This is a genomic window from Lactobacillus gallinarum DSM 10532 = JCM 2011 (genome assembly GCF_001434975.1).
Classification (GTDB): Bacteria; Bacillota; Bacilli; order Lactobacillales; family Lactobacillaceae; genus Lactobacillus; species Lactobacillus gallinarum.
Map to the genome: position 1 here is coordinate 23,622 of NZ_AZEL01000011.1, position 25,087 is coordinate 48,708.

Consider the following 25,087-nt stretch of genomic DNA (forward strand, 5'->3'; position numbering starts at 1 on the left):
AATGAAGCTTCATGAATTACATTCTGCTGAAGGCTCACGTCGCAATAGAAAACGTGTTGGTCGTGGTACTTCAAGTGGTTACGGTAAAACTTCTGGCCGTGGTCAAAAGGGTCAATTAGCTCGTCAAGGCGGTCATACACGTTTAGGTTTTGAAGGTGGTCAAATGCCATTATTCAGAACTATGCCAAAGCGTGGTTTTAAGAATATTAACCGTAAAGAATATGCAATTGTAAACTTAGATGACTTAAATAAGTTCAATGACGGTAGTGAAGTAACTGTTGAAACTCTTAAGGAAAACGGTTTGGTAAAGAAAGAATTATCAGGCGTTAAGTTACTTGGCAACGGTGAATTGAAAGTTAAATTAACTGTAAAGGTTAACAAAGTTTCCGCAGCTGCTAAGAAGGCAGTTGAAGCCGCTGGCGGAACTGTTGAGGTGATCTAATGTTTTCGACCTTGAAGAACGCCTTTAAAGATAAAGAAATTAGAAATAAAATTTATTTTACACTCTTTATTCTTTTAATATACCGGATTGGTGCTAATATTGCTGTTCCTGGTGTTAATGCAAAGGCGATCACGCAGGTTGCTCAAACTGGATTAGTTCCAATGCTAGATACTGTATCTGGTGGTGGACTAGATAACTATTCAATATTTTCCTTAGGTGTTTCTCCCTATATTACGGCCCAAATTGTAATTCAATTATTACAAATGGATATCGTACCTACATTAGTAGAATGGGGGAAACAAGGTGAAGTTGGGCGTCGTAAGACTAATCAAGTAACTAGATATTTGACATTAGTTGTTGCTTTTGTTCAAAGTATTGGTATTACATTAGGTTTTAACGCCTTGACTGAAATGGGGTTGGTAAAGAATCAAACTCCACAAACTTATATAGAAATTGCTATTATCATGACCGCCGGAACTATGTTATTAACATGGTTAGGTGATGAAATCACAGATAAGGGACTTGGAAATGGTGTATCAGTAATTATCTTTGCTGGTATTATTGCAAGATTACCTAGTGGATTATGGCAAATCTATAAAGAAGGAATTATTAATAATAGTGCCAGTGATCGTTGGCAAGGTATTTTGTTCTTCATCGCGGTTATAGTTGCAATCCTTATTGTAACCCAATTGGTTACATGGGTTGAACAAGCTGATCGTCGTATTCCTATTCAATACACAAGAAGAGCGACGATTAGTGGTTCTGAAAGTTTTCTACCATTAAAGGTTAATGTATCTGGAGTTATTCCAGTTATTTTTGCCAGTTCTTTTATTGTTACACCGGCAACAATTTTAATGGCCTTTCAAAGAACCCAAGGTGATCAGCAATGGTTTAAAGTAATGAACCAGATCTTTAGTTTACAAACTACACCTGGAGTTATTATCTACACCTTTTTAATTATTCTATTTACATTCTTCTACGCTTTTGTACAGGTTAACCCTGAGAAGCTAGCAGAAAACTTACAAAAGCAAGGTGCTTATATTCCTAGCGTTTGGCCAGGTAAAGATACCCAGAATTATATTTCAAAAATGTTGATTAAATTATCAACTGTAGGTTCAGTATTTTTAGGCTTAGTTGCATTATTGCCTCAATTAGCTACTAACTTTTGGAATCTCCCAAGTTCCATTGGTTTAGGAGGAACAAGTCTTTTAATTGTTATTGGGGTTGTTCTTGAGTTATCTCGTCAAATTAACGGATTGTTAATGAAGAGAGAATATGTTGGATTCATCAGATAGGAACGGATAAATGATTAACTTAATTCTTTTAGGTTTACCGGGTGCTGGTAAAGGTACGGCATCAGAGAGAATCGTCGATAAATATCACTTAACTCATATTTCAACTGGAGATATGTTTAGGGAAGCAATGGCTAATAAGACTAAGGTTGGTCTTGAAGCTAAAAGTTACATTGATAAAGGTAACTTGGTACCAGATGAAGTTACTGCTAAGTTAGTTGAAGAACGTTTAAGCCAACCTGATATTAAAGAAGGTTTCATCTTAGACGGTTTCCCAAGAACTACTGTACAAGCAGAACTTCTTGATGGTATTACTAAACGCTTAAAGAAACCATTAACAAATGTTATTGCGCTTGAAGTTGATGAAGATACTTTGATTAAGCGTTTATCAGCTAGATACATGTGTAAAAATTGTGGTGCCACTTATAATAAACTTTCAAAGCAACCTAAAGTTGAAGGTACTTGTGATCGTTGTGGTGGTCATGAATTTTATCAACGTGAAGATGATAAGCCAGAAGTTGTTAAGAATCGTCTTGAAGTTAATGAAAAGATGAATGCACCTTTGAAAGACTTTTATCAAAAGAAAGGTTTGCTTACTGTAATTAATGGTGAACAAACTCCAGAAAAAGTCTTTGAAGATATTGATGCGGTATTGAGTAATAATCAATAGAATAAATTTGTATAATTTTTTATCCGTGTTATAATTTCAAAGTATGACTGTTTAATTGCGGAGGAACAACTTTGGCAAAAGATGATGTCATTGAAGTAGAGGGTAAGGTAGTAGATACCTTACCTAATGCTATGTTTAAAGTTGAATTAGAAAATGGGGCTACTATTTTAGCACATGTTTCAGGTAAAATCAGAATGCACTATATTCGCATTTTGCCTGGAGACCGTGTAACAGTAGAATTATCTCCATATGATTTAACTAAAGGTAGAATTACGTATCGGTTTATAAAGTAATATAACGGAGGGAAACATGAAGGTTAGACCATCTGTTAAACCAATGTGCGAACATTGTAAAGTTATTAAGAGACATGGCCGTGTAATGGTTATTTGCTCAGCAAATCCAAAGCACAAGCAACGTCAAGGTTAATAGTGTAGAAAAAGAGGAGGTGTAGTTTATGGCTCGTATTGCTGGTGTTGACTTACCAAGAGATAAAAGAATCGTTGTTGCTTTAACATACATTTATGGTATTGGTGATGCAACTGCTAAGAAGATTTGTGCTGATGCTGGTGTTTCTGAAGACGTTCGTTCAAAGGATTTAACTCCAGAAGATCAAGAAAAGCTTCGTACTGAAGTTGATAAGTATCGTGTTGAAGGTGACTTACGCCGTGAAGTAAGCATGAACATTAAGCGTTTAGTTGATATTGGTTCTTATCGTGGTATTCGTCACCGCCGTGGACTTCCAGTTCGTGGTCAAAATACCAAGAATAATGCTCGTACTCGTAAGGGTACTAAGAGAAACCGTTAATTTTATTTATAAGGAGGTTTATTGATGCCTGCAAAGAAAACAGCACGTAAGCGTCGTGTGAAGAAGCATGTTGAAAGCGGTGTGGCACACATTCACTCAACGTTTAATAATACTTTAGTCATGATTACTGACGTTCAAGGTAATGCAGTTGCTTGGTCTTCAGCTGGTGCATTGGGCTTTAAGGGTAGTCGTAAGTCTACTCCATTTGCAGCTCAAATGGCAGCAGAAGCAGCAGCTAAGAGTGCAATGGACCAAGGTATGAAACATGTAGAAGTTTCTGTAAAAGGTCCTGGTGCTGGTCGTGAATCTGCTATTAGATCACTTCAAGCAACTGGTCTTGAAATTACTGCAATTCGTGACGTTACGCCAGTTCCCCACAATGGTTCCAGACCACCAAAACGTCGTCGTGTTTAATATTGTCCTTGATATAGGACGTTACGTTTTGAAAGGGGCCCAGTAATGATTGAATTTGAAAAACCAAATATTACCGTTGTTGAACAAGAAGATTCTTACGGTAAGTTTGTTGTTGAACCACTTGAGCGAGGCTTTGGTACTACTTTAGGTAACTCTCTAAGAAGAGTCTTACTTACTTCTATTCCAGGTACTGGACTTGTTTATGTGCAAATTGATGGCGTTTTACACGAGTTCTCAACAGTTCCTGGCGTCAGAGAAGATGTAACCAAGATTATTCTTAATTTGAAGAAACTTGAATTAAAGTCTCTTTCAGATGAGAGAAAGGTTATTGAGTTAGACGTTGAAGGTCCTGCCACAGTAACTGCTGATGATCTTAAAGTTGATGCAGACGTTCAAGTCTTAAATCCGGATCAATACATTTGTACCATTGCTGAAGGTGGACACTTGCACATGGAAATTGCCGTGCAAAATGGTAGAGGTTATGTTGCTGCAAGTGACAATAAGAGTGATGACATGCCAATTGGAGTAATTCCTGTTGATTCTCTATTCTCACCAATTAAAAAGGTTAACTACCAAGTTGAATCAACTCGTGTTGGTAAGAGAGACGATTTTGACAAGCTCACTTTTGAGATTTGGACTGACGGTTCAATCAAGCCTAATGACGCCCTTAGTTTTGCTGCTAAGATTTTAGTTGAACATTTCAAGGTATTTGAATCAGCTGATGCAGATACTAAATTCAGCGAAGTAATGGTGGAAAAGGAAGACGATAAGAAAGAAAAGAAACTCGAAATGACAATTGAAGAGCTTGATCTTTCTGTTCGTTCATATAACTGCCTGAAACGTGCCGGCATTAACACTCTTCAAGAGTTAACTGATAAGACAGAATCAGATATGATGCGTGTACGTAACTTGGGACGTAAATCATTGGAAGAAGTTAAGAATAAATTAACCGACTTAGGTCTTTCACTTCGTCAAGAAGACTAAAGTAGGTAAATAAAGGAGGCAAACCCATGGCATACCGTAAATTAGGTCGCGATAGTGCTCACAGAAAAGCAATGCTAAGAGAAATGACTACTCAATTAATCATGAACGAACGTATTGTTACTACTGAAACTCGTGCTAAAGAAGTTCGTAAGACTGCCGAAAAGATGATCACTTTAGGTAAGCGCGGCGATTTAGCTTCAAGAAGAAAGGCTGCAGCATTCGTACGTAACGAAGTTGCAGATGTTCATGAAGAAAAAGATGCAGTTGTTGTTAAGTCAGCATTGCAAAAGCTTTTCAGCGATGTAGCACCTCGTTACAAGGATCGCAATGGTGGTTACACCAGAATTTTGAAGTTAGCTGTTCCTCGTAAAGGTGATGCTGCTCCAATGGTTATTCTTGAATTAGTTTAATTCAGAATTACCACAACTTAATACGTATTAAGAATTATCCATGAAAGTGAGAAAAAGCGTAAAGATGATGGCGAAAGCTTAGTCTAGCTTAGATGATAGAAATCATCCCTCTTCATGGATGATTTTTTTTGCTCTTTTTTCTGTTACAATTACTAATAAGTAGTTTAGAGGGGAAGTGTCAGCATGCCTAAGGATGATGCTGTTGAGTTTCAACATGTCAAGTTTACTTATCCAGATACAAAAAAAGCTGTTTTAAAGGATGTTAATTTTACAGTAAAAAAAGGGTCATGGACGTCTTTAATTGGACATAATGGTAGCGGAAAATCAACAATTTCCAAGTTGATCAATGGGTTACTGTTACCAGATGAGAATTCTAATAGTAAAATTACGGTTTTAGGTACACCTGTGACGGCTGAAAATATCTGGAATATTAGAGAAAAAGTTGGAATAGTTTTTCAAAATCCGGATAATCAATTTGTTGGTGCTACTGTAGGGGATGACGTAGCTTTTGGCTTAGAAAATCGCGGCGTACCTAGAGAAGAAATGATAAAAACAGTAAGGAACGTTTTATCTGAAGTAGGCATGTTGGAATATATTGACTCTGAACCCGCTAATCTCTCTGGTGGACAAAAGCAAAGAATAGCTATTGCTGGAATACTAGCTGTCGAACCCAAAATTATTATTTTAGATGAATCTACTTCTATGCTTGATCCGAGTGGGAGAAAACAAGTTCTTAAAATAATTAGTGAGTTGATGCAGAAAAAGGATTTAACGGTTATTTCCATTACACATGATATCGATGAAGCCAGTATGGCAGATAGTGTGATTGTTTTAAATGATGGTGAAATAATTGATCAGGATTCACCAGAAAAGATTTTTAATAAAACTTCTATGCTTAAACAAATAGGGTTAGATATTCCATTTACTAATAAATTAATACTGGAATTAAATAAAAATGGGATTCGAGTGCCCCAGAATGTAAAAACGAAAGATGAGTTGAAGCAATATCTATGTCAATTAAATTTGAAAATGTAAATTATGTTTATTCTCCTGGAACAACAATGGAGAAAAAAGGGTTAGACAATGTTTCTTTTGAATTATTAGACAATAGTTTTATTGCATTAATCGGACATACAGGTAGTGGAAAATCGACTTTAATGCAGCATTTTAATGCATTGCTAAAACCGAGTTCAGGAACAATTGATATAGCGGGATATCATATTACGTCCCAAACTGGAAATAAAAACTTAAAAAAACTGCGTAAAGAAGTAGGATTAGTGTTTCAATTTCCAGAAAGTCAATTATTTGAAAACACTGTACTTGATGATGTGAAATTTGGTCCAAAAAACTTTGGAATGAGTGATAAAGAGGCCGAAGCTAAAGCAAAGAAATGGCTAGAGCAAGTGGGGTTGTCAACGGATGTGATTTCTAAGTCTCCATTTGAGCTTTCTGGGGGACAGATGAGACGCGTTGCAATTGCAGGTGTAATGGTCAATGAACCTCAAATACTCTGTCTGGATGAGCCTGGAGCGGGATTAGATCCACGAGCTCGAGAAGAAATGATGCAGATTTTTGTGAATTATCAAAAGGCCGGTCATACTGTTATTTTGGTTACTCATAATATGGATGATGTTGCTAAATATGCGGATGATGTTTTAGTAATGGAACACGGAAAATTGATTAAACATGATAAACCACAAAAAGTTTTTGAAAATGAGGAATGGTTAAAAAAGCATTATTTAGATGAACCTACTTCTAGTTTGTTTGCATCATCGTTAAAGGGCTTCAGATTTAAAGAAAATCCGTTGACAATCAAAGAATTAGTTGATGGAATTAAGGAAAATGTGCAGGGGGGAGTTTAATGAGTAAGATAATTATTGGACGATATATTCCAGGTGATTCTCTTGTTTATAAAATGGATCCCCGAGGTAAATTATTAATCACTATTTTGTTTATTTTGACCATCTTTTTAGCCAATAATCCTATTACTTATGCAATTATTACCTTATTTTGCTTTTTAGCGATAATTGCTACAGGATTAAAAGCTCGAGTGTTTTGGAATGGTGTTAAACCTTTAATAGGCTTAATTTTCTTTACTTCCTTATTACAATTGTTTTTTATGACTGGTGGCAAAGTTTTTTGGCATTGGTGGATATTTAGTATTTCAAGCTATGGTATCGTAAATGCGATATATATTTTTGTCCGTTTCACGTTAATCATTTTGATTTCCACAGTAATGACGGTGACGACTATGCCTCTGGAGATAGCAGATGCAATGGAATGGTTACTTAAGCCTTTAAAAGTGGTGAAAGTTCCTGTAGATAAAATTGCACTCGTCATTTCGATTGCTTTACGTTTTGTTCCGACTTTATTTGATGAGACATTAAAAATCATGAATGCTCAAAGATCACGTGGAGCGGATTTTAATGATGGTGGCTTAATAAAAAGAGCTAAAGCAATCGCACCGATTCTTATCCCATTATTCATTCACTCACTTGAGACAGCGATTGATCTCTCTACTGCGATGGAATCACGTGGATATCGTGGGAGTGAAGGAAGAACCAAATATCGAGTTTTAAATTGGTCAAAATATGATTTGATTTCTTTGGCATATTTTGTTTTGTTGGTAGGACTATTGTTAATTTTTAGGACACATTAATTATGGCAACTAGATATAAGATGACAATGGCATATGATGGTCATTTATTTCATGGCTTTCAGCTGCAGCCAGATCAACGTACAGTTCAGGGAACCGTTGAAGATGCATTAAAGAAAATGACTAAGGGAAAACGCATTATTGTTCAAGGCTCTGGTAGAACAGATGCTGGAGTTCATGCTGTTGGACAGGTAATTCATTTTGATTATCCTGGTAAAACTATTCCAGCTAATCGAATGATCTTGGCGTTAAATTCAATGATGCCAACTGATATTATTTTTAATGATTGTGAAATAGTTAATGAAAATTTTCATGCTAGATATTCTATTAAAGGTAAATGGTATCGCTATCGTGTAAGTTTGGATCATTTTGTTAATCCATTTAAACGGTTTTATACAGGACATTTTCCATATGTGCTAGACGTAGAAAAAATGCAAGAAGCTGCGCAAGACTTGTTAGGCAAACATGATTTTACTAGTTTTGCGGCAAGCGGTGGGCAAATAGAAGATAAAGTTAGAACAATTTATTATGTAAACATTGTTAAGGACGAAAAAGAGAATGAAATAATATTCGATTTTATTGGTTCTGGTTTTTTATACAATATGGTTCGAATTATGGTTGCTGCATTGCTTGAAATCGGCAATGGACGGCGTCCAATTCATGATTTAAAGCGTGTAATTGCCGCTAAAGATAGGCAGGAAGTACGACAAACGGCTCAAGCAAGTGGTCTTTATCTTTATCATGTTTTTTATGATGAAATACCACAAAAATATAGATTAGACTAGCATTTATAATTGACTTTTTAGCAAAAAGGACGTACTCTAGTATAGTATGTTTGTCCACGATAGGCCCCGGAAACTTATTGTTTTCAAACTGCAAATAAACGGAGGAATTTAAATTGCGTACTACACCATTAGCAAAATCTAGTGAAATCGAACGTAAGTGGTACATTGTTGATGCAACCGACGTATCTTTAGGTCGTCTTTCTGCAGCTGTAGCCACTATTTTGAGAGGTAAGAACAAGCCTCAATACACACCTAATGTTGATACCGGTGATAACGTTATTGTTATCAACGCTTCAAAGATTAAGTTGACTGGTAAAAAGGCTTCAGACAAGTTCTACTACCACCACTCAGAATGGCGTGGTGGCTTGAAGGCTGTTTCATACGGCGAGTTGCTTGCTAATAACCCAGTTAAGATGGTTGAAATCTCAGTTAAGGGTATGCTTCCAAAGAACACTCTTGGTCATCATGAATTCATGAAGATGCATGTTTATGCTGGCGAAGACCACAAGCACGAAGCACAAAAGCCTGAAAAGTTAGATATCAACAAGTTAATTTAATTAGGAGGTTAAATAATGGCACAACAAGCTGCATACACAGGTACTGGTCGCCGCAAGGATTCAGTTGCGCGTGTTCGTTTAGTACCAGGTAACGGTAAGATCACTGTTAACGGTAAAGATGTTGATCAATACATTCCATACCCTAACTTGGTTAAAGATTTAAAGCAACCTTTAACATTAACTGAAACTGAAGGTCAATACGACGTTCACGTTAATGTTAACGGTGGTGGTTTCTCTGGCCAAGCTGGAGCTATCCGTCACGGTATTGCACGTGCTCTTCTTGAAGTTGACCCAGACTTCCGTGGTCCACTTAAGAAGGCAGGTTTCTTAACTCGTGACCCAAGAATGAAGGAAAGAAAGAAGCCAGGTTTGAAGAAAGCCCGTAAAGCTTCACAATTCTCAAAACGTTAATCTTTGGATTTACGTTTATACAAAAAGCATCCCAATCAGGGATGCTTTTTTGGTGCAATAAAAAACTAAGAGCATTTTAGCTCTTAGTTTTCCACAAATTATAAACTATCTTGAATATTATCAGCTAAGTAGTCGTAAAGCATACCATGCTTCAATTGCTTAGTATCAACACCAAGTGCTTCTGCAATAGCGTAAGCAAATGCCCAAGCAGTAGCTGGACCACGGCTAGTCAAAACTTTGTGTTCTTTGTCAGTGACAGTAATTCTTTCACTGAAATGAGCGCTTGGATCATACTTAGCACATTCTTCTTCAATACCTGGATAGCAAGTGAACTCAGCATCTTTTAATACACCATAGCGAGCTAATGCACGAGGAGCAGCACACATTGCAGCATCCCACTTTCCAGCTTCATGACGCTTAACCATTAAATCGCGTAACTTTTCATCATCACGTAAGTTAGCTGAACCAGTCATTCCACCTGGAAAAGCAACTAAATCGTAGTCAAGCAAACTGTTGTCCACAACTTTGTCACAAGTTAACTTAATGTGGTGATCACCATCTACGTCTTTACTGTGCAAGCCGACCATATCACATTCAACATTTAGACGGCGTAATACATCGACTACACTTAAACCTTCAACTTCTTCACAACCATCTGCAAAGATAACAGCAACTTTTGTCATCAAAATCATCCTTTCTAAGTGACATATATTTATTATAACTATTAATCAAGGTCTAGATAAAAATCAAGGTCTGCTAATTTGCTTAAATGTAGGGTAGGACGAGGTGAGATAGGAATTTTATCCTTTTTTGGTGCAAGCCATAAAGATTTTAGATTTGCGTTTTCTGCGCCTTGAATTTCTTCATCTAGATTTGTGCCAATCACGAGAGTACTGTCAGGATCAATCTCAGGATGATCCTTCAATATTTTGAAAAAGATATTTTTACTAGGCAGCTTATCTTTAAAATCGTCTGCAAAATAAGCAAAGTTAAAAGAACTGAGTAATTCAGTTGGCGCAAGACGTGGCTCAATTTGAGCTTTGGTTTCTTTAGCAAGTAGAATTAGACGAAGAGAACCAGTAATTTCATCTAAAAAATCTGTAGCGCCTTTAACTAAGCGAGTTTGTTCTTGCATTTTTTGTGCAAAAACAGCTCGTGTTTCAGCTAAATCTTCTTTTAGGTATGTGGACAAAGCTAGATCGATTTGTTCATCTGTGGATAAAAGCTTAAATTGCTTTTGCAAACTAGTATATTTAATCCGTTCAGCTGGTCCCCAATCTATGCCGTAATGTTTTAAAGTTTGGCGAAGAGCATTTTTTTCAGCTAGTTTTTCATTTAAAAGACTGCCCTCAGGAATAAAAATTAAAGTATTGAATGTAGACATTTGATAACTTCCTTTATGTTAGTAACTACTAGAATTATAATGGATTGGATGATGTAAAGAAAGGGAATAGAAAATGACGATTTGGACGATAATCTTTTTATTGTTAGGTGGAGTAGCTGGCGGCTTACTTTCTTCTATTGCATCAATGGCATCACTTGCCTCGTATCCGGTGCTTTTAGCTGTGGGTATTCCGCCGGTTTTTGCCAATGTAACAAACGATGCCGCATTAATTTGGACTAGTATAGGTTCAACTGTCTCCTCTACGAAAGAGTTAAAGGGACATTGGAAACAGGTCTGGTTTTACACTATTTTTACTGTAGTCGGTTCAATTATTGGTTGCATGCTTTTACTTTCATTTCCATCCAGTGTCTTTGAAAAAGCAGCCGATGTGGTTAAAGGTGATCTATTTCATTGCGCTTTTAATAATGGGAGCCTACACTGGCTATTTCGGTGCAGCCGGTGGTGTAATAGTACTCGTGCTTTTGACCTACATTACTAATGAAAAATTCATCGTGATTAACGCAATCAAAAATGTGATTTGTGGTTTTGCTAATTTAGTGGCTCTTATTATTTTTATGTTTACTTCGCACATCTATTGGCTGCAGGCAATACCATTAGCCATAGGGATGTTTGCTGGTGGCTATATTGGACCTGCAATTTTAAGGCGAGTGCCAGAGAAGCCAGTTCGAATTTTCATTGCTACACTTGCATTTGTTCAAGCATCATATTTCTTTTATACAGCATATATTCGTTAAGTTTGATACAATGTTTATTAATGTAAAGGGAGGGTTGATATGTCAACAGAAGTTTATTTAGTTCGTCATGGTGAAACCATGTTTAATCAATTGAATAAGGTGCAAGGCTGGTGTGATTCACCACTGACTGTTAAGGGAATTAACGATTTAAAAGTGACTGCTAATGCTTTGAGTCAAGTTCACTTTGATAATATGTATTCATCTGATTTAAAAAGAGCAATTGATACTGTTCATTTAATGAAAGATGCTAACTTGGTCTCAGATATTGGTAAAATTAAAAAGTTGCCTGAATTTCGTGAAGTATTCTTCGGAACTTTTGAAGGTGATGATATTAACCAAACCTGGGATCAAGTAGCAATGGCAGCAGGTATAGGGCATGAAGATAATGTTGCTAAGATTATCAACCAAGTAGGTTTGCGTGAATTTCGTGAAGCTACTAAGAGAGCTGATCCAAGACACTTAGCCGAAGATAAAGATGAGTTAGATAAACGTATGGTTCGTGCCATCGATGTGTTAAAAGATGTGACTAAAAATGAACAAAGAGTTTTATTAGTAACTCATGGTGATTTTATCAAGACTTTATCTATTAAATATTGGAATAAGAGCGATGGTAAGCACGATATCATTTTCCCAGATAATGGAAGTGTCACTCGTGGAATTTTGCACGATAATGGTAAATTTGAAATTGTAGATTACAATGTCAATGCCGAAAAACTGTAAAAATAAGTCCTACTGCATAAGTAGGGCTTTTTTGGTACACTGATAACGGAAGGAAAATATTTATGAATAAAGATCATACAACAAAGCGTTATGTATTTGTTACATTGCTTAATGTGATAATTACTATTGCGGAATTTTTAGGTGGTATTTTATCAGGTTCACTGGCATTGCTTTCAGATGCTGTGCATAACTTAAGCGATGTGGGGGCCATTATTTTATCTTTTGTAGCTCACTTAATTAGTAGAAGAAGTCGCAATCAACGAAAGACTTTTGGCTATGATCGAGCCGAAACCTTGGCTGCGTTTACTAATGGAGTTGTGCTAATAGTTATCAGTGTTGTATTATTCGTCGAAGCTATTCAAAGATTTTGGCAACCGGAACATATTCATGGTGGAATTATGTTAGTTGTATCAATTATCGGACTAGTCGCCAATATTATTTCTATGTTAGCGATGCATCATGATGCTAAAGGAAACTTAAATGTCCGTTCAACATTTATCCACATGCTTAGTGATGCACTATCTAGTGTGGCTGTTGTAATTGGTGCGATTTTTATTTACTTTTGGAATGTAACTTGGCTTGACCCTGTTTTGACAATTCTAGTTTCAGTCTTTGTTTTACATGAGGCTTATGAGATCACGATGAAGGCTGCTAATGTATTGATGGAATCAAATCCTGATATTGATTTAAATTCGGTTAATGACATTGTGCTTTCTTTTCCAGAAGTAAAGAATATTCACCATGTCCATGTATGGCGCTATAGTGATGACTTTATTATGATGGATGCCCATATTAATGTTGATCGCAATCTTCATGCAGATGAGCTTGAGAATCTTTATCAAGATATTGGTAAAAAACTTAAAGCCAAATTGGGTATTAACCATGTGACGTTACAAGCTGAATGCGAACGTGGACGCAATGATAAAATGATCGTTCCAGGCCGTGGGACTAATGAGGATTAGGTGAAAAGATGTTCTCAGTTAATATTTTTACAGCGATAATTGTTTTAATCATGGGAATCTATGACATGTCTTATGCCTTTAATAGACGCAAGCAGCCCAATAATAAGGGCGGCATTAAGGCGTTTATGATTTTGGGGATAATTTTTACAATTGCTGGTATAGTTATGATTGTTAGATGTTTACTTAAATAAAGGATCGATAAAATGGCGAAATTAGTATTGGTTCGACATGGTGAAAGTGTTGCTAACGCCGCAAATGTTTATACGGGCTGGAATGATGTGCCATTAACTAAAAAGGGCAAGCAACAAGCTAAAAAAGCAGGTGAATTGATTAATACTATTTCTGATTTTGCACCAACGCATATTCATACTTCTGTCTTATCTCGTGCCATTGTGACGGCCAATATTGTAGCTGAAACATGCGATTTTTTGTGGCTACCTATGACTAAGACGTGGCGCTTAAATGAACGGCATTATGGCGCCTTGAGAGGCCTCAACAAGGATATCTCACGCAAAGTCTTTGGTGTAGAACAGGTTTTATTATGGCGGCGCAGTTTTGATTCCATTCCGCCCAAGCAGGGATCGCCAATTATTGATCGTCGCTATAAGTTGTGTGATCAACATTTAATGCCGCGTGCAGAGAGTTTGCATCAAACGCAAAAGAGATTGATGCCATATTATTATGATCACATTGCCTCAAGATTGCTTAATGGAGAAGATCAATTAATAGTAGCTCATGGTTCAAGCCTGCGAGCTTTAATCAAAAAACTAGAAAATATTAACAATCACGATATTGTAAACTTGGAAGTGCCTAACGCAGAACCAATTGTTTATACTATGGATGATCAGTTAAATATTGTTAAAAAAGAAATACTTCGGGGGTAAAATGCAGCTTGTTGCATTTTTTTAGTGCTCTTAATAATGATTTTCGCGTATCTATGGTAAAATCTATAATGATTTCTAGTATATTTAGTTTGGAGTATTAGGCATGCGTAAATTATTTTTATTACGAGGTGCACCTGGCTCCGGTAAATCTTCTTTTATTGCACGCCATCACTTAACGCCTTATGCGATTAGTCGAGATCAAATAAGGTTATTATTGGCGGATTTGACAGTTTATTATCAAGAGGATGCGGATGTATTACACCAAGTTATTCCGCGGCACGTAACAGTGCGTACTGAGCAAATGGTGGATCACCTTGTAGAACACAAGATGGAACATGGGGAAACCGTAATTGTCGATGGAACGCATATTGTTCCAAGTGCAATTGAACATTTTAAGTCATGGGTGGATAAGTATCATTATGAATGTTTTGTGGTTGATTTGATGCAACACAATACATTAGAGAATTTGCTTAAACGTAACCAGACAAGAATGCATTATGACTGGGTAAAACCAGAAGTAGTTAAGCAAATGTATCGTTCATATGAAGCCCATCCTGAAGTACCATATTGGGCACACAAGATTGTCCCTAATCAGATGGATCACGCTTTGTCCCAAAGAGAAAGTAATTTAGATAGTTATGCACATGTGATTGCAGTTCCAGATCAAGTGGAAGAAGAAGATTTTCCACATGTGCATATCTCTAATTTCTATTTTTCATTTAATGAAAAGTTTACTGAAAAATATGGTACATATCGCAATGTAGTTTCAATTGCTAAGACCGAAGATGAAGCTGTAAAACAATTTAAGTTACCATACTTTGTATTCAAGTTTCATCACAAGCATTTCTTGATTTCTGCTTACCCAATCAGAAATGAAATGCTTGACCCAATTAGAAAAGTGAAGGGTGTATGGACATATTCAACTGGACTGTACAACGTTGCTGATTTTATTAAAGAATTTCCAGAAAATTCTAAGCAGCACGTTCATCAGTTTAACTTAAGCAAGTTAGACCCAACACGTTTGTTACATATTTGGTAAAAACAAAAAAACACAGTTGGTAAGATTTTCTTACCTAACTGTGTCTTTTTTATTTTACTGAATAAATTATTCTAATTTACCAGCTTTTGCTAAAACTTCCTTAGCTTTTTCAAGTGAGTGGTGTTCTTCACGATAACGTTTAATATCGTAGCCATCAGTATCACTTAACTTATCAAGCTTTTCATCAGCTTTAGCATCGATCTTAGCGTCATATTCACCGACTTTTCTAGCATGCTTTAAAATGGACTTAATGTCCTTAATTGTTTCATGTTGCGACGGTCAGGAACTGAATCTTCGATTCTAGCTAAGTGACTTTCAGCGTCACTAATCTTCTTAGAAAATCTGTCTAAAGCTTTCAATTGTCTCTTTGAATAATCTGTCATGTTTATTACCTCCTAGGTAAATGATAATCTCTACTAAATACGCTTTCATTGTATGTTTCATTTTTGAATAAAGCAAGAATATGCACTTGGAAATGTGAAAGCATTATAGATTTATGATATTGATAGTAAATACAAAAAGACTTCAGAATAAATCATCTGGAGTCTTTGTTAGTTTTAGTATTTCATTGAATAGCTGCACCAATGATAATTAAGATCAAGCCAACGAAAGTTGCAACTAATTCTAACTTAGTCTTATTTTCACCAATGAAGAAAATACCGCCTAAGGTAGAAATTATTACGCAAAGTTGACTATAAATAAAAGCAGTAATAACACCATTTAGTTGAGCTGAAAAGATATATGCGAATGCGGCAATACCGAATGAAAAGCCGGAAAAGATATTAAGCCAGGTAGTTTTTTCTTTTAATACCTTGGTTTGATGAGATACCAATAAAAATACCGATCATTTGTGGTAAAAATAGGGTCTGCGCATCGGCTGTAATAGCTTTTGGAAATGATGAATAAATCCAATAACCAACTGATGTGAAGAGCAATAAAATAATATCTCTTATTTTGAGCTTTGCACTTTTATCTTTGCTGAGAGCGGTCAAGCTAACGCCAATGATAATTAATACCAAGGCTAAAGTACCAATTAAATATTGAGAACTGCTAGTCCATTCTCCGAAAATTATGCATCCAATTAAGGTATTACCAATCAACTGTAAACCTGTCGATAAAGGCATCGTTTTACTGATGCCAATATTGCGCATTGAAATAAATTATCCAGATTGTCCAATCGTCCAAAAGATTCCGGAAATCAATGATAATGAAAATATCGTAAGGTTGGAATTGGTAGGATGGATAATGGCTATAATAATACCGACTATTAATGCACCAGTTCCCAATCCCATTAATTCATTAGCAGGTTGACTGTTTTTGATTTTACCAGCAATAAGCGGAAAAATACCCCAACCAAGTGCTGGAATTAAAGCAATGAGTATATTCATAAATCACCCTACTTATTTTTTATAAGTATAAACATAATAATAAACTAAATAAAATTAAATTGCTAGCAAATTATTTTGATTTATGGAGAAAAAAGACTAGGAATGCCTAACTTACATTCCTAGTCTTTCAAGTATGTTGAATAAAATTATTTATTAATACTTAAATGCTAAAGCACCCATTGGGTCCCATGGCAATAATTGAATTGGGTTATCCTTGCCTTCGTCGTAAGCCTTCTTGAGGTCTTCTGGCAAGATATCCTTGTTGATAACTGCTTGGTAAACAAATGAGTCAAACCATGAATCACTCATTACGAAGTAGCCCTTAAAGCCCGGCTTTTCACCCCATGAATTTTCAATTTTCCACTTAGTTGGCTTGCCATCAACAATGTCAACACCGGTGATGACCATTGCGTGGTCCATCATGCTTTCGCCTGAGTCAAGCTTGTCAGCCTTAGACATTGAGAAGTCAACATCAAACAATTGATCACGGCGGTAAAGGTTAGTGTCAAGCAGACCAGCCCGACGTTCAGAATCCTTAACAACGTTTGAACCAAACCAAACAACTTCACCGCTCTTCAATTGCTTGATGATTAAATCCTTCATTTCATCAACCTTTAAGTTCAAGTGACGAACTTGACGACCGCCCTCAACGTTACCCAAGTATTCAACTGAGAATACCTTGTGGAAAGGCTTATCGCTGGTTGGGGCATTGATAGTTGAAATGTGGTTAGCTAAATCCATACCAACATATTTATCGAAGAATTCTTTAGGTGTAATGTCCTTGTCGATGTGATAATTGTGATCATCATCACGGTATTCAAAGTTGAACTTCTTTGGTGGAACACCAAGTGAAATTGCGAGAACACGGAAGACATCGTTTAACATTTCTTCTTTGCGAGCTTGTACTTCGTCTTCTGATTTGCCAGCATTAACAAGTCTGCGTAATTCAAGACCGTCCTTACGAAGCAAAGTGTTCAAAGTATCGTTTAATGCACTTGAATTAGTTGCGTTAGCAGTTTCTGGGTAAACGCTCTTTGGCACAATACCGTATTTTTCGATGATGCCGCAAAGCATGTCCCATTGACCACCATCTTGTTGTGGGGTAGTGAATAAGAATGAAACCTTACGATCGCCTAAGTCTTTATCAGCTGTTGCAATTACGTTTTCAAAGAACCAGTTAGATTTTTCAAATTTATCCCAGAAGTTAGTGTAGTTTTGAGATAATTCAAAGTCCTTTAACTTAAACTTCTTTTGTAATGGGTGGCGCATAGTGTTTAAAGCACTAAACATCCAGCAACGGCCTGATTGTTTTTGATCAGCTGGCTTACCAGTATCAATTTCAATTGAGAAAGTTGGGTCTAGGTCGATCTTAGTTTGTAAGTTTTGACTTGCTTTGTAAATGCCATTTTCTTGTGCTGCGTGACTTGCAACGTTAAAAACAGGATGATTGATTAAATCATTTTCAAATTTTGCAATGGTATCATTATTAATTTCTTTTGCCATTAAAAATCCTCCTTTTAATGTATACCTCTTTATTTTATATTTTAGCTGATAAAAAGGAAGTAGTCTATTATTAGTATTGATATACCTATTTTAGATAAGATATATAAAAATTTTATATCACGATAAAGATTAATTAAAAAGTTCGACCTATCTCGATTTTAGTAATGGGTACGATGCAGGGGTATTAAGATGTAGTAGTGAAAATAATGAAACTAAATTGGTAGAGCAACAAACGACTTGGAATGGCTATAACAAAATAGATTTCAAGTTACCAGATGGTGCAAAATATAATCAATTGCAAAGAAAATAAGAGCCCACGTATGTGGACTCTTATTTTGTGTAAGGCTGATGATACCAAATACTGTGAAATTCGGGATGCTTTTCAAAATAGTTGATAACTATTGGATCAAGTGGCCAAATAGGGTAGCCGGATTCTTGGGCAACGGATAAAGCGGTAGGCATTTCCTTTTCTAATGCCTCTTCTAAATTAGAATTAGGATTAATAAAGAAATGATTCATCACCCAAACGGTACCGTCATTTCTTTTTATTTTATCCATCGTCCAGCTACTGGTTAAAACGTTGCTATCATCATGATCTTCAAATGATAGATGTGATTTATTAATGTCAAACATAAAATTTCACCTTTTTAAAAGAAAAAATCACTCTTTTTTGCGTAATAAATAATAGAGAGTTAAATATTTTGTGTTTACTCAAAACATTGTAGAATATATATCTGTTAAATGAAAAGTAGTAAATGGAGTTATCGAAATGAAAACACGCGGATTTGAAGTAGTAAAGAAGTATCAAGATAAGGAAATTAATTTACCACGTCGTCAAACTTTAGCTAGTGCGGGTTATGATATTGAAGCTGCTGAAGATATCACTATTCCTAGCATTTGGCGCTTGGATTTCGTTAGAATCTTTCGCTTGATTCGTAATGGACATCAACTGTATCAACGCGATTTTGAAATGGCTGATAAAATTTTAAAGCCGATTTTGGTGCCAACTGGTTTAAAAGTTTATATGCCAGAGGATGAAGTGTTAATTTTGGCTAATCGCTCATCCAATACATTTAAGAAACACTTATCTTTACCTAACGGTATCGGTGTGATTGATGCAGATTATTACAATAATCCCAATAATGAGGGTGAGTTATTTGTTCAAATGTTAAATTACGGAGTTTGTCCACTGCATATCCATAAAGGCGATCGAATTGCACAAGGAATTTTTATGAAGTATTTAAAAACCGATGATGACAATCCGATTAGTCGTGCGCGATTAAGTGGCTTTGGTTCAACTAATGAAGAGGAAGATGATTAATGGCTAGAGTAAAAACACAATATAAATGTCGTTCCTGTGGCTATATCTCTGCTAGTTACTTAGGACGCTGTCCTAATTGTGGTGCATGGAATCAATTTGAAAAAGAAACTGAAGAAGTGCAAAAGCGGTCTACTAAGGCAACCGCCAGTCGTTTAATTCAAAAAACGGGAATTAATGAGCCAGTTCATTTGGATAAAATTAAGGCGGAAAAAGAAGAGCGAATTCCAACTAAATCTGAGGAATTAAACCGTGTCTTAGGTGGCGGAATTGTCCCCGGATCTCTTGTCTTAATTGGTGGTGACCCTGGAATTGGTAAATCAACTTTAATGTTGCAGATTATGAGTGATTTGGCAGAAAAATATAAGGTTCTTTATGTTTCAGGGGAAGAGTCAGCTAACCAAATTAAATTGAGAGCGGACCGTCTTGGAGTCGGTCAAAGCAATATGTTGCTTTATCCAGAAACGGATATGCATGATATTCGCGAACAGATTAATGATGTTAAGCCGGATTTTGTCGTTATTGATTCTATTCAAACGATGAATGAACCAAGTCTTGATTCAATGACCGGTTCTGCTTCACAAGTACGTGAAGTCACTAGTGAATTGATGAAAATTGCTAAAATGGACGCGATTACCGTTTTCGTAATTGGACACGTGACTAAAGAAGGTGCAATTGCTGGTCCAAAAATTTTGGAACATATGGTGGATACTGTCCTTTATTTTGAGGGGGATGAACATCATACGTATCGGATTTTGCATTCCGTGAAAAATCGTTTTGGTGCTGCTAATGAAATCGGGATGTTTGAGATGGAAAATGAAGGATTACGTGAAGTAACTAATCCATCATCGATTTTTCTTGATCAAAGACTGCCTAACTCAACCGGTTCAGCCGTGGTAGTTTCACTAGAAGGAACACGTCCGCTTTTGGCAGAAATTCAAGCTTTGGTAACACCAACTGCATTTGGTTATGCTAAAAGAACTACTTCAGGAATTAGTTTTAATAAAGCATCATTATTGTTAGCCGTGCTTGAAAAAAGAGGCAATTTGATGCTTCAAAATCAGGATGTTTATTTAACGGCTACCGGTGGTATTAAGTTAAATGAACCGGCAATCGATTTGGCAATTGCAATGTCAGTTGCATCAAGTTATACCGATAAAGAAATTTCGCCTACTGATTGTTTCGTAGGTGAAGTAGGGTTGACCGGCGAAGTACGCCGCGTTGATAAAATCGAAGCAAGAGTAAAGGAAGCTGCTAAGGTAGGTTTTAAACGTATTTTTATTCCTAAACACAATATGTATCAAAGCTTAACGGAAAACGGGATTGAAGTAATTCCGGTTTCTAGTATTCCTCAAGCATTAAAATTAGTTTTTGGTTAGCACAGATTGAATTCTTCCTATATAACGAGTAAACTAAAATTGTTTGAATTTACTATTTTGAAAGAGGCATGAATTTTGGCTAAAGAAAAAATCCGTGTAAGATATGCACCAAGTCCAACTGGTCACTTGCACATTGGTAACGCACGTACTGCACTTTTTAACTATTTATTCGCCCGTCATAACAAGGGTACTATGGTATTGAGAATTGAAGATACCGACCAAAAACGTAACGTTAAGGGTGGTTCCAAGTCTCAGATGGAAAACCTTCACTGGTTAGGTATTGACTGGGATGAAGGTCCAGATAAAGGTGGAGACTACGGTCCATACCGTCAATCAGAAAGAAAAGAAATTTACCAAAAGTACATTGATCAATTGATCGATGAAGGTAAGGCATACTACTCATACAAGACTGAAGAAGAACTTGAAGCTCAACGTGAAGAACAACGTGCTATGGGTGTTGCACCTCACTACACTTATGAATATGAAGGCATGACTGCTGATGAAATCAAGCAAGCTCAAGAAGAAGCTAAGGCTAAGGGCTTAAAGCCAGTTGTTCGTATTCATATTCCAGAAATGGAAACCTACTCATGGGATGATATCGTTAAGGGCCACCTTGAATTCGAATCAGACACCATCGGTGGTGACTTCGTTATTCAAAAACGTGATGGTATGCCAACTTACAACTTCGCCGTTGTAATTGATGACCACTTGATGAAGATTACCCACGTACTTCGTGGTGATGACCACGTTTCAAATACACCTAAGCAATTAGTTGTTTATGAAGCACTTGGTTGGAAACCACCTAAGTTCGGTCACATGACTTTGATCATTAACTCAGAAACTGGTAAGAAGCTTTCTAAGCGTGATGAATCAGTTCTTCAATTTATTGAACAATATCGTGACCTTGGTTACTTGCCAGAAGCTATGTTTAACTTCATTACTCTTCTTGGTTGGTCACCAAAGGGTGAAAACGAAATCTTTAACAAGCGCGAATTCATCAAGCAATTTGATCCAGCTCGTTTGTCTAAGTCACCTGCTGCATTTGACCAAAAGAAGCTTGAATGGATTAACAACCAATACATCAAGAAGGCTGATCGTGATACCTTGCTTGACCTTGCTTTGAACAACTTGCAAGAAGCAGGTTTAGTTGATGAACATCCAGCTCCAGAAAAGATGGAATGGATTCGTCAATTGGTTAACATTTACTCAGTACAAATGTCATACACTAAGCAAATCGTTGACATGGCTAGGATCTTCTTTGAAGATACTAAGGATCTTTCAGATGAAGAAATTGAAGAAATCAAGAATGATGATGGTCGTGGTGTAATTGAAGAATTCAAGAAGCAATTAGACCTTATCCCAAGATTTACTTCAGTTCAAATTATGGGTGCTATTCAAGCTACTCGTAAGGCAACTGGCGTTAAGGGCAGAAAGCTCTTTATGCCAATCAGAATTGCTACTACTCGTTCAATGGTGGGCCCTGGTATTGGTGAAGCTATGGAACTTTTGGGTAAGAAGCGTGTGGTTGAACACATCGACTTAACCTTAAAGCAAATGAGTGAAAATGGTCTTTAATTAAAGACGATTAGAAAAAGAAGCTGCAGATAACTGCAACTTCTTTTTTCATTTGCTAAAATAAGGATAGCTATTTTTACAGAAGGGATAAGTGTTAGCCGTGAAAGTATATAATACACTGACGCGTAAAAAAGAAGAATTTAAACCTTTAGTTCCAGGACAAATTAGCATGTACGTCTGTGGACCTACTGTGTATAACTATATTCACATCGGAAATGCTCGTAGCTCAATTGCCTTTGATACTATTAGACGCTATTTGGAGTACAAGGGCTATAAGGTTAAGTATGTTTCTAACTTTACTGATGTTGATGACAAGATGATTAACGAAGCCCGTGCTGAAGGCACCACGGTTCCTAAGTTAGCTGAAAAGTTTATTAATGCGTTTTTAGAGGATACAACTGCTTTAAATATCGAGCCGGCAACACTGCATCCCCGTGCTACTCATGAAATTAAAGAGATCATCAATTTTGTTCAAACTTTAATTGATAAGGGCTATGCTTATGAGAGTCATGGTGATGTTTATTACCGTGCTAAGAAATTTAAGCATTATGGACAGCTCAGTGATCAAAATATTGAACAACTTGAAGAGGGCGCTTCAGAACATATCAATGATGAAGAACAAAATCGAAAGGAAGACCCAATTGATTTTGCTCTTTGGAAAGCTCAAAAAGAACCAGATGAAATTGCTTGGAATTCTCCATGGGGCAAGGGGCGTCCAGGTTGGCATATTGAATGTTCAGTAATGTCTACTAAATATTTAGGTGACACAATTGATATCCATGGCGGTGGTCAAGACTTGGAATTTCCGCACCATGAAAATGAAATTGCCCAAAGTGAAGCTAAAACTGGTAAAAAATTCGTTAATTACTGGCTTCACAATGGTTTTGTGACTGTGGGTAAGGATCAAGAAAAAATGTCTAAGTCATTACACAACTTTGTGACTGTACACGACATTTTAAAAGAAGTTGATCCACAAGTTTTGCGTTTCTTTATGGCAAGCGTACAATATCGTCGTCAGATTAATTATTCTGCAGAAAACTTGCAACAAGCTGCTACTATTTTAGATAGATTTAAAAATACTTTAGTTAACATCAATTACCGTCTTGAAGATGACACGCCAAGTGAAGATTCAAGTGAGTTAGCAACTGCTATTAATAAAACAAATGAAGAATTTGAAGCTGCAATGGATGATGACTTTAATGTTCAAAATGCTTTAACCGCTATTTATGATTTGTTGCCAGTAATTAACGCTAATGCCAATGCAGAAAAAGCTGATAAAGAATCATTGAAGCTTTTTAAGGATAAGCTTTCCGCATGGCTGTTGGTATTTGGTATCGATACTGAAAAGCTCTGCAGTCAAAGTGCAGGTTCAAATGATGATGAAATTGATCAATTGGTTAAAAAGCGTGATGAAGCACGTAAGAACAAGGATTGGGAAACTAGTGATCAAATCCGTGATCAATTAAAAGAAATGGGTATCACTATTCAAGATACTCCACAAGGGACAAGGTGGACTCGTGATTAAAATAAAGAAATTAACGGAAGAAGAAGTAAATCCGGATACTTTGAATGGACAAACGCTTGCCTATTTGGGGGATGCAGTTTATGAAGTAATCATTCGCCGTCATTTAGTTAAAGGCGGAATTGTTAAGCCGCAGGTCTTGCAGCGTGAAGCGACTCATTATGTTTCAGCTAAAGCTCAAGCCGGCTTAGTTACTAAATTGCAAGATGAAGAGCGATTAACTGAAGCTGAATTAACAGCTTTCCGCCGCGGTCGTAATGCCAAGAGTCATACTAAAGCTAAAAATACTAGTTTAAAGACCTATCAATTATCCACTGGTTTTGAAGCTATGATTGGTTATCTTGATTTATTGAATAAAAATGATCGCGTTCAAGAGTTGACTGAATGGTGCATTAATACCGTAGAAGAGGATGGATTAAAAGATTATGACTTCAAGTAAAGATTTCGTTTTTGGGCGCCATGCTGGTCTTGATTATTTAAAGACACAAAGTGCTGATAAAATTAATAAAGTATTTTTACAACATGGTATTCAAGAAGATTTTGCTAATCAGGTTTATGTTATTTGTAAAAAGAAGCGATTAGTAATTCAAAATGTGCCTAAAAATAAACTTGATCGTTTGGTTGATGGTGGTAATCATCAAGGCTTAGTTTTGGCTATTTCTAGTTTTGAATATGCCGATTTAAGCAAATTATTGGATCAATTTGATGATGAAGGTAAAGAACCATTTTTATTGATGCTTGATTCAATTGAAGATCCTCATAATTTAGGTTCAATTTTGCGTTCTGCTGATGCCACTGGTGTTGACGGGATTATTATTCCTAAGCGCCATGCAACAGGATTGACCTCAGTTGTAGCAAAAACTTCAACAGGGGCAATCGATTATGTGCCAGTTGCTCGCGTCAATAATTTGGTACAAACTACCAAAGAATTAAAAAAGCGCGGCTATTGGGTATTCGGAACAGATATGGCTGGTACGGATTATCGTGAATGGAATGCTAAAGGGAAAACGGTTTTAGTAATTGGTAATGAAGGTAAGGGAATTGCGCCATTGCTTAAAAAGCAAATGGATCAAACAATCACTTTACCAATGATTGGACATGTGCAATCTTTGAATGCGAGTGTGGCTACAGGAGTTTTACTTTATCAGGCTTATAATAGTAGACACCCGTTGCATTAATTAATAGAGGTGGACAAAGAGATGGCTTTGTCCATCTTTTTTTATACAGGGAAA

The 25,087-nt window shown here is 36.5% G+C and carries 30 protein-coding genes and 3 pseudogenes; 27 read left to right on the forward strand and 6 right to left on the reverse strand.

The features are described 5' to 3' along the window. Position 1 precedes the first annotated feature (1 nt). From rplO to rpsI, 15 genes are all read left to right on the forward strand, one after another. Positions 2 to 442, forward strand: coding sequence for a 50S ribosomal protein L15 (gene rplO / locus FC37_RS02055; protein WP_003625809.1), 441 nt, complete (start codon positions 2 to 4; stop codon positions 440 to 442). Beyond that, complete coding sequence (secY, locus tag FC37_RS02060; protein ID WP_025005256.1) at positions 442 to 1,737, forward strand: preprotein translocase subunit SecY; 1,296 nt, start codon at positions 442 to 444, stop codon at positions 1,735 to 1,737. The genes rplO and secY overlap by 1 nt, the downstream gene beginning before the upstream one ends. 10 nt (positions 1,738 to 1,747) lie before the next feature. After that, entirely contained in the window at positions 1,748 to 2,404 is a 657-nt protein-coding gene (locus tag FC37_RS02065) for an adenylate kinase (RefSeq protein ID WP_025005255.1), read from the forward strand. A gap of 71 nt (positions 2,405 to 2,475) precedes the next feature. After that, positions 2,476 to 2,697 (forward strand): translation initiation factor IF-1, encoded by a 222-nt coding sequence (infA, locus tag FC37_RS02070; protein ID WP_002878178.1) that lies wholly within the window; start codon positions 2,476 to 2,478, stop codon positions 2,695 to 2,697. A gap of 16 nt (positions 2,698 to 2,713) precedes the next feature. Next, positions 2,714 to 2,830: a 50S ribosomal protein L36 gene (gene rpmJ / locus FC37_RS02075; RefSeq protein ID WP_005721621.1), complete on the forward strand. Its 117-nt coding sequence runs from the start codon at positions 2,714 to 2,716 to the stop codon at positions 2,828 to 2,830. Positions 2,831 to 2,858: 28 nt separating this feature from the next. Beyond that, complete coding sequence (gene rpsM / locus FC37_RS02080; protein ID WP_003625815.1) at positions 2,859 to 3,209, forward strand: 30S ribosomal protein S13; 351 nt, start codon at positions 2,859 to 2,861, stop codon at positions 3,207 to 3,209. Positions 3,210 to 3,233: 24 nt separating this feature from the next. Beyond that, a complete protein-coding gene (gene rpsK, locus FC37_RS02085; RefSeq protein ID WP_003625817.1) occupies positions 3,234 to 3,623 on the forward strand; it encodes a 30S ribosomal protein S11 in 390 nt (129 codons plus the stop codon). A gap of 45 nt (positions 3,624 to 3,668) precedes the next feature. Next, complete coding sequence (locus tag FC37_RS02090) at positions 3,669 to 4,607, forward strand: DNA-directed RNA polymerase subunit alpha (protein ID WP_025005254.1); 939 nt, start codon at positions 3,669 to 3,671, stop codon at positions 4,605 to 4,607. 26 nt (positions 4,608 to 4,633) lie between these two features. Beyond that, a complete protein-coding gene (gene rplQ / locus FC37_RS02095; RefSeq protein WP_003625821.1) occupies positions 4,634 to 5,017 on the forward strand; it encodes a 50S ribosomal protein L17 in 384 nt (127 codons plus the stop codon). 183 nt (positions 5,018 to 5,200) lie between these two features. Continuing rightward, positions 5,201 to 6,052 carry an energy-coupling factor transporter ATPase gene (locus FC37_RS02100; protein ID WP_025005253.1) on the forward strand — a complete coding sequence of 284 codons (852 nt, stop codon included), beginning with the start codon at positions 5,201 to 5,203 and terminating at the stop codon, positions 6,050 to 6,052. Further along, positions 6,028 to 6,879: an energy-coupling factor transporter ATPase gene (locus tag FC37_RS02105; protein WP_025005252.1), complete on the forward strand. Its 852-nt coding sequence runs from the start codon at positions 6,028 to 6,030 to the stop codon at positions 6,877 to 6,879. The genes FC37_RS02100 and FC37_RS02105 overlap by 25 nt, the downstream gene beginning before the upstream one ends. Next, positions 6,879 to 7,676, forward strand: coding sequence for an energy-coupling factor transporter transmembrane component T family protein (locus FC37_RS02110; RefSeq protein ID WP_025005251.1), 798 nt, complete (start codon positions 6,879 to 6,881; stop codon positions 7,674 to 7,676). The genes FC37_RS02105 and FC37_RS02110 overlap by 1 nt, the downstream gene beginning before the upstream one ends. A gap of 2 nt (positions 7,677 to 7,678) precedes the next feature. After that, positions 7,679 to 8,458, forward strand: a complete 780-nt coding sequence (truA, locus tag FC37_RS02115) for a tRNA pseudouridine(38-40) synthase TruA (RefSeq protein WP_056945456.1) — start codon at positions 7,679 to 7,681, stop codon at positions 8,456 to 8,458. Positions 8,459 to 8,571: 113 nt separating this feature from the next. Beyond that, positions 8,572 to 9,015: a 50S ribosomal protein L13 gene (gene rplM, locus FC37_RS02120; RefSeq protein WP_025005250.1), complete on the forward strand. Its 444-nt coding sequence runs from the start codon at positions 8,572 to 8,574 to the stop codon at positions 9,013 to 9,015. Between the two features lie 15 nt (positions 9,016 to 9,030). Further along, on the forward strand, positions 9,031 to 9,426 hold the full coding sequence (gene rpsI, locus FC37_RS02125) for a 30S ribosomal protein S9 (protein ID WP_003625832.1): 396 nt from the start codon (positions 9,031 to 9,033) through the stop codon (positions 9,424 to 9,426). 98 nt (positions 9,427 to 9,524) lie between these two features. Here the strand turns inward: rpsI and FC37_RS02130 are convergent, their stop codons facing one another. Together FC37_RS02130 and FC37_RS02135 are read right to left on the reverse strand one after the other, a co-directional pair. Next, positions 9,525 to 10,109: a DJ-1 family glyoxalase III gene (locus FC37_RS02130; protein WP_025005249.1), complete on the reverse strand. Its 585-nt coding sequence runs from the start codon at positions 10,107 to 10,109 to the stop codon at positions 9,525 to 9,527. A gap of 41 nt (positions 10,110 to 10,150) precedes the next feature. Continuing rightward, on the reverse strand, positions 10,151 to 10,810 hold the full coding sequence (locus tag FC37_RS02135; RefSeq protein ID WP_025005248.1) for an HAD family hydrolase: 660 nt from the start codon (positions 10,808 to 10,810) through the stop codon (positions 10,151 to 10,153). 145 nt (positions 10,811 to 10,955) lie between these two features. Between FC37_RS02135 and FC37_RS09960 the strand changes: the two are divergent. From FC37_RS09960 to FC37_RS02165, 6 genes and pseudogenes are all read left to right on the forward strand, one after another. Next, positions 10,956 to 11,565: pseudogene (locus FC37_RS09960) on the forward strand (sulfite exporter TauE/SafE family protein). Between the two features lie 39 nt (positions 11,566 to 11,604). Then, on the forward strand, positions 11,605 to 12,285 hold the full coding sequence (locus tag FC37_RS02145; protein ID WP_025005247.1) for a histidine phosphatase family protein: 681 nt from the start codon (positions 11,605 to 11,607) through the stop codon (positions 12,283 to 12,285). Between the two features lie 62 nt (positions 12,286 to 12,347). After that, positions 12,348 to 13,247 carry a cation diffusion facilitator family transporter gene (locus FC37_RS02150; protein ID WP_025005246.1) on the forward strand — a complete coding sequence of 300 codons (900 nt, stop codon included), beginning with the start codon at positions 12,348 to 12,350 and terminating at the stop codon, positions 13,245 to 13,247. 8 nt (positions 13,248 to 13,255) lie between these two features. After that, entirely contained in the window at positions 13,256 to 13,438 is a 183-nt protein-coding gene (locus tag FC37_RS02155; protein WP_025005245.1) for a DUF308 domain-containing protein, read from the forward strand. Between the two features lie 12 nt (positions 13,439 to 13,450). Continuing rightward, the gene (locus FC37_RS02160) at positions 13,451 to 14,131 is read left to right on the forward strand and encodes a 2,3-bisphosphoglycerate-dependent phosphoglycerate mutase (RefSeq protein ID WP_025005244.1); all 681 of its coding nucleotides are present in this window, start codon (positions 13,451 to 13,453) and stop codon (positions 14,129 to 14,131) included. Between the two features lie 103 nt (positions 14,132 to 14,234). After that, positions 14,235 to 15,170: an AAA family ATPase gene (locus tag FC37_RS02165; RefSeq protein WP_025005243.1), complete on the forward strand. Its 936-nt coding sequence runs from the start codon at positions 14,235 to 14,237 to the stop codon at positions 15,168 to 15,170. A gap of 66 nt (positions 15,171 to 15,236) precedes the next feature. On the opposite strand, the pseudogene FC37_RS02170 reads toward FC37_RS02165, so the two are convergent. The 4 genes and pseudogenes from FC37_RS02170 to FC37_RS02185 all read right to left on the reverse strand — a co-directional run bounded on the left by FC37_RS02170 (position 15,237) and on the right by FC37_RS02185 (position 18,694). Beyond that, positions 15,237 to 15,553 (reverse strand): annotated as a pseudogene (locus tag FC37_RS02170) (hypothetical protein). 182 nt (positions 15,554 to 15,735) lie between these two features. Beyond that, a pseudogene (locus FC37_RS02175) lies at positions 15,736 to 16,558 on the reverse strand (RhaT/GlcU family sugar-proton symporter). Between the two features lie 153 nt (positions 16,559 to 16,711). Next, entirely contained in the window at positions 16,712 to 18,061 is a 1,350-nt protein-coding gene (gene pepC / locus FC37_RS02180) for an aminopeptidase C (protein ID WP_025005240.1), read from the reverse strand. A 330-nt stretch (positions 18,062 to 18,391) separates the two neighbouring features. Continuing rightward, positions 18,392 to 18,694 carry a GNAT family protein gene (locus tag FC37_RS02185; RefSeq protein WP_025005239.1) on the reverse strand — a complete coding sequence of 101 codons (303 nt, stop codon included), beginning with the start codon at positions 18,692 to 18,694 and terminating at the stop codon, positions 18,392 to 18,394. 136 nt (positions 18,695 to 18,830) lie between these two features. Here FC37_RS02185 and FC37_RS02190 point away from each other — a divergent pair, with 136 nt between their 5' ends. The 6 genes from FC37_RS02190 to rlmB all read left to right on the forward strand — a co-directional run bounded on the left by FC37_RS02190 (position 18,831) and on the right by rlmB (position 25,033). Continuing rightward, the gene (locus FC37_RS02190; RefSeq protein ID WP_025005238.1) at positions 18,831 to 19,382 is read left to right on the forward strand and encodes a dCTP deaminase/dUTPase family protein; all 552 of its coding nucleotides are present in this window, start codon (positions 18,831 to 18,833) and stop codon (positions 19,380 to 19,382) included. After that, positions 19,382 to 20,758 carry a DNA repair protein RadA gene (radA, locus tag FC37_RS02195; protein ID WP_025005237.1) on the forward strand — a complete coding sequence of 459 codons (1,377 nt, stop codon included), beginning with the start codon at positions 19,382 to 19,384 and terminating at the stop codon, positions 20,756 to 20,758. Before FC37_RS02190 ends, radA begins: the two co-directional genes overlap by 1 nt. A gap of 75 nt (positions 20,759 to 20,833) precedes the next feature. Further along, entirely contained in the window at positions 20,834 to 22,333 is a 1,500-nt protein-coding gene (gltX, locus tag FC37_RS02200; RefSeq protein ID WP_056945457.1) for a glutamate--tRNA ligase, read from the forward strand. Between the two features lie 100 nt (positions 22,334 to 22,433). After that, positions 22,434 to 23,858 carry a cysteine--tRNA ligase gene (gene cysS, locus FC37_RS02205; RefSeq protein WP_420889354.1) on the forward strand — a complete coding sequence of 475 codons (1,425 nt, stop codon included), beginning with the start codon at positions 22,434 to 22,436 and terminating at the stop codon, positions 23,856 to 23,858. Beyond that, the gene (locus FC37_RS02210; protein ID WP_025005235.1) at positions 23,851 to 24,294 is read left to right on the forward strand and encodes a Mini-ribonuclease 3; all 444 of its coding nucleotides are present in this window, start codon (positions 23,851 to 23,853) and stop codon (positions 24,292 to 24,294) included. Before cysS ends, FC37_RS02210 begins: the two co-directional genes overlap by 8 nt. Beyond that, positions 24,281 to 25,033 carry a 23S rRNA (guanosine(2251)-2'-O)-methyltransferase RlmB gene (gene rlmB / locus FC37_RS02215; protein WP_025005234.1) on the forward strand — a complete coding sequence of 251 codons (753 nt, stop codon included), beginning with the start codon at positions 24,281 to 24,283 and terminating at the stop codon, positions 25,031 to 25,033. Before FC37_RS02210 ends, rlmB begins: the two co-directional genes overlap by 14 nt. Positions 25,034 to 25,087 lie beyond the last annotated feature (54 nt).

What these genes read in the sequence shown, in the direction of transcription:
- rplO (WP_003625809.1), top strand. Translation starts at nt 2, where the DNA reads ATGAAGCTTCATGAATTACATTCTGCTGAAGGCTCACGTCGCAATAGA.
- secY (WP_025005256.1), top strand. Translation starts at nt 442, where the DNA reads ATGTTTTCGACCTTGAAGAACGCCTTTAAAGATAAAGAAATTAGAAAT.
- FC37_RS02065 (WP_025005255.1), top strand. Translation starts at nt 1,748, where the DNA reads ATGATTAACTTAATTCTTTTAGGTTTACCGGGTGCTGGTAAAGGTACG.
- rpmJ (WP_005721621.1), top strand. Translation starts at nt 2,714, where the DNA reads ATGAAGGTTAGACCATCTGTTAAACCAATGTGCGAACATTGTAAAGTT.
- rpsM (WP_003625815.1), top strand. Translation starts at nt 2,859, where the DNA reads ATGGCTCGTATTGCTGGTGTTGACTTACCAAGAGATAAAAGAATCGTT.
- rpsK (WP_003625817.1), top strand. Translation starts at nt 3,234, where the DNA reads ATGCCTGCAAAGAAAACAGCACGTAAGCGTCGTGTGAAGAAGCATGTT.
- FC37_RS02090 (WP_025005254.1), top strand. Translation starts at nt 3,669, where the DNA reads ATGATTGAATTTGAAAAACCAAATATTACCGTTGTTGAACAAGAAGAT.
- rplQ (WP_003625821.1), top strand. Translation starts at nt 4,634, where the DNA reads ATGGCATACCGTAAATTAGGTCGCGATAGTGCTCACAGAAAAGCAATG.
- FC37_RS02100 (WP_025005253.1), top strand. Translation starts at nt 5,201, where the DNA reads ATGCCTAAGGATGATGCTGTTGAGTTTCAACATGTCAAGTTTACTTAT.
- FC37_RS02105 (WP_025005252.1), top strand. Translation starts at nt 6,028, where the DNA reads ATGTCAATTAAATTTGAAAATGTAAATTATGTTTATTCTCCTGGAACA.
- FC37_RS02110 (WP_025005251.1), top strand. Translation starts at nt 6,879, where the DNA reads ATGAGTAAGATAATTATTGGACGATATATTCCAGGTGATTCTCTTGTT.
- truA (WP_056945456.1), top strand. Translation starts at nt 7,679, where the DNA reads ATGGCAACTAGATATAAGATGACAATGGCATATGATGGTCATTTATTT.
- rpsI (WP_003625832.1), top strand. Translation starts at nt 9,031, where the DNA reads ATGGCACAACAAGCTGCATACACAGGTACTGGTCGCCGCAAGGATTCA.
- FC37_RS02130 (WP_025005249.1), bottom strand. Translation starts at nt 10,109, where the DNA reads ATGACAAAAGTTGCTGTTATCTTTGCAGATGGTTGTGAAGAAGTTGAA.
- FC37_RS02135 (WP_025005248.1), bottom strand. Translation starts at nt 10,810, where the DNA reads ATGTCTACATTCAATACTTTAATTTTTATTCCTGAGGGCAGTCTTTTA.
- FC37_RS02145 (WP_025005247.1), top strand. Translation starts at nt 11,605, where the DNA reads ATGTCAACAGAAGTTTATTTAGTTCGTCATGGTGAAACCATGTTTAAT.
- FC37_RS02150 (WP_025005246.1), top strand. Translation starts at nt 12,348, where the DNA reads ATGAATAAAGATCATACAACAAAGCGTTATGTATTTGTTACATTGCTT.
- FC37_RS02155 (WP_025005245.1), top strand. Translation starts at nt 13,256, where the DNA reads ATGTTCTCAGTTAATATTTTTACAGCGATAATTGTTTTAATCATGGGA.
- FC37_RS02160 (WP_025005244.1), top strand. Translation starts at nt 13,451, where the DNA reads ATGGCGAAATTAGTATTGGTTCGACATGGTGAAAGTGTTGCTAACGCC.
- FC37_RS02165 (WP_025005243.1), top strand. Translation starts at nt 14,235, where the DNA reads ATGCGTAAATTATTTTTATTACGAGGTGCACCTGGCTCCGGTAAATCT.
- pepC (WP_025005240.1), bottom strand. Translation starts at nt 18,061, where the DNA reads ATGGCAAAAGAAATTAATAATGATACCATTGCAAAATTTGAAAATGAT.
- FC37_RS02185 (WP_025005239.1), bottom strand. Translation starts at nt 18,694, where the DNA reads ATGTTTGACATTAATAAATCACATCTATCATTTGAAGATCATGATGAT.
- FC37_RS02190 (WP_025005238.1), top strand. Translation starts at nt 18,831, where the DNA reads ATGAAAACACGCGGATTTGAAGTAGTAAAGAAGTATCAAGATAAGGAA.
- radA (WP_025005237.1), top strand. Translation starts at nt 19,382, where the DNA reads ATGGCTAGAGTAAAAACACAATATAAATGTCGTTCCTGTGGCTATATC.
- rlmB (WP_025005234.1), top strand. Translation starts at nt 24,281, where the DNA reads ATGACTTCAAGTAAAGATTTCGTTTTTGGGCGCCATGCTGGTCTTGAT.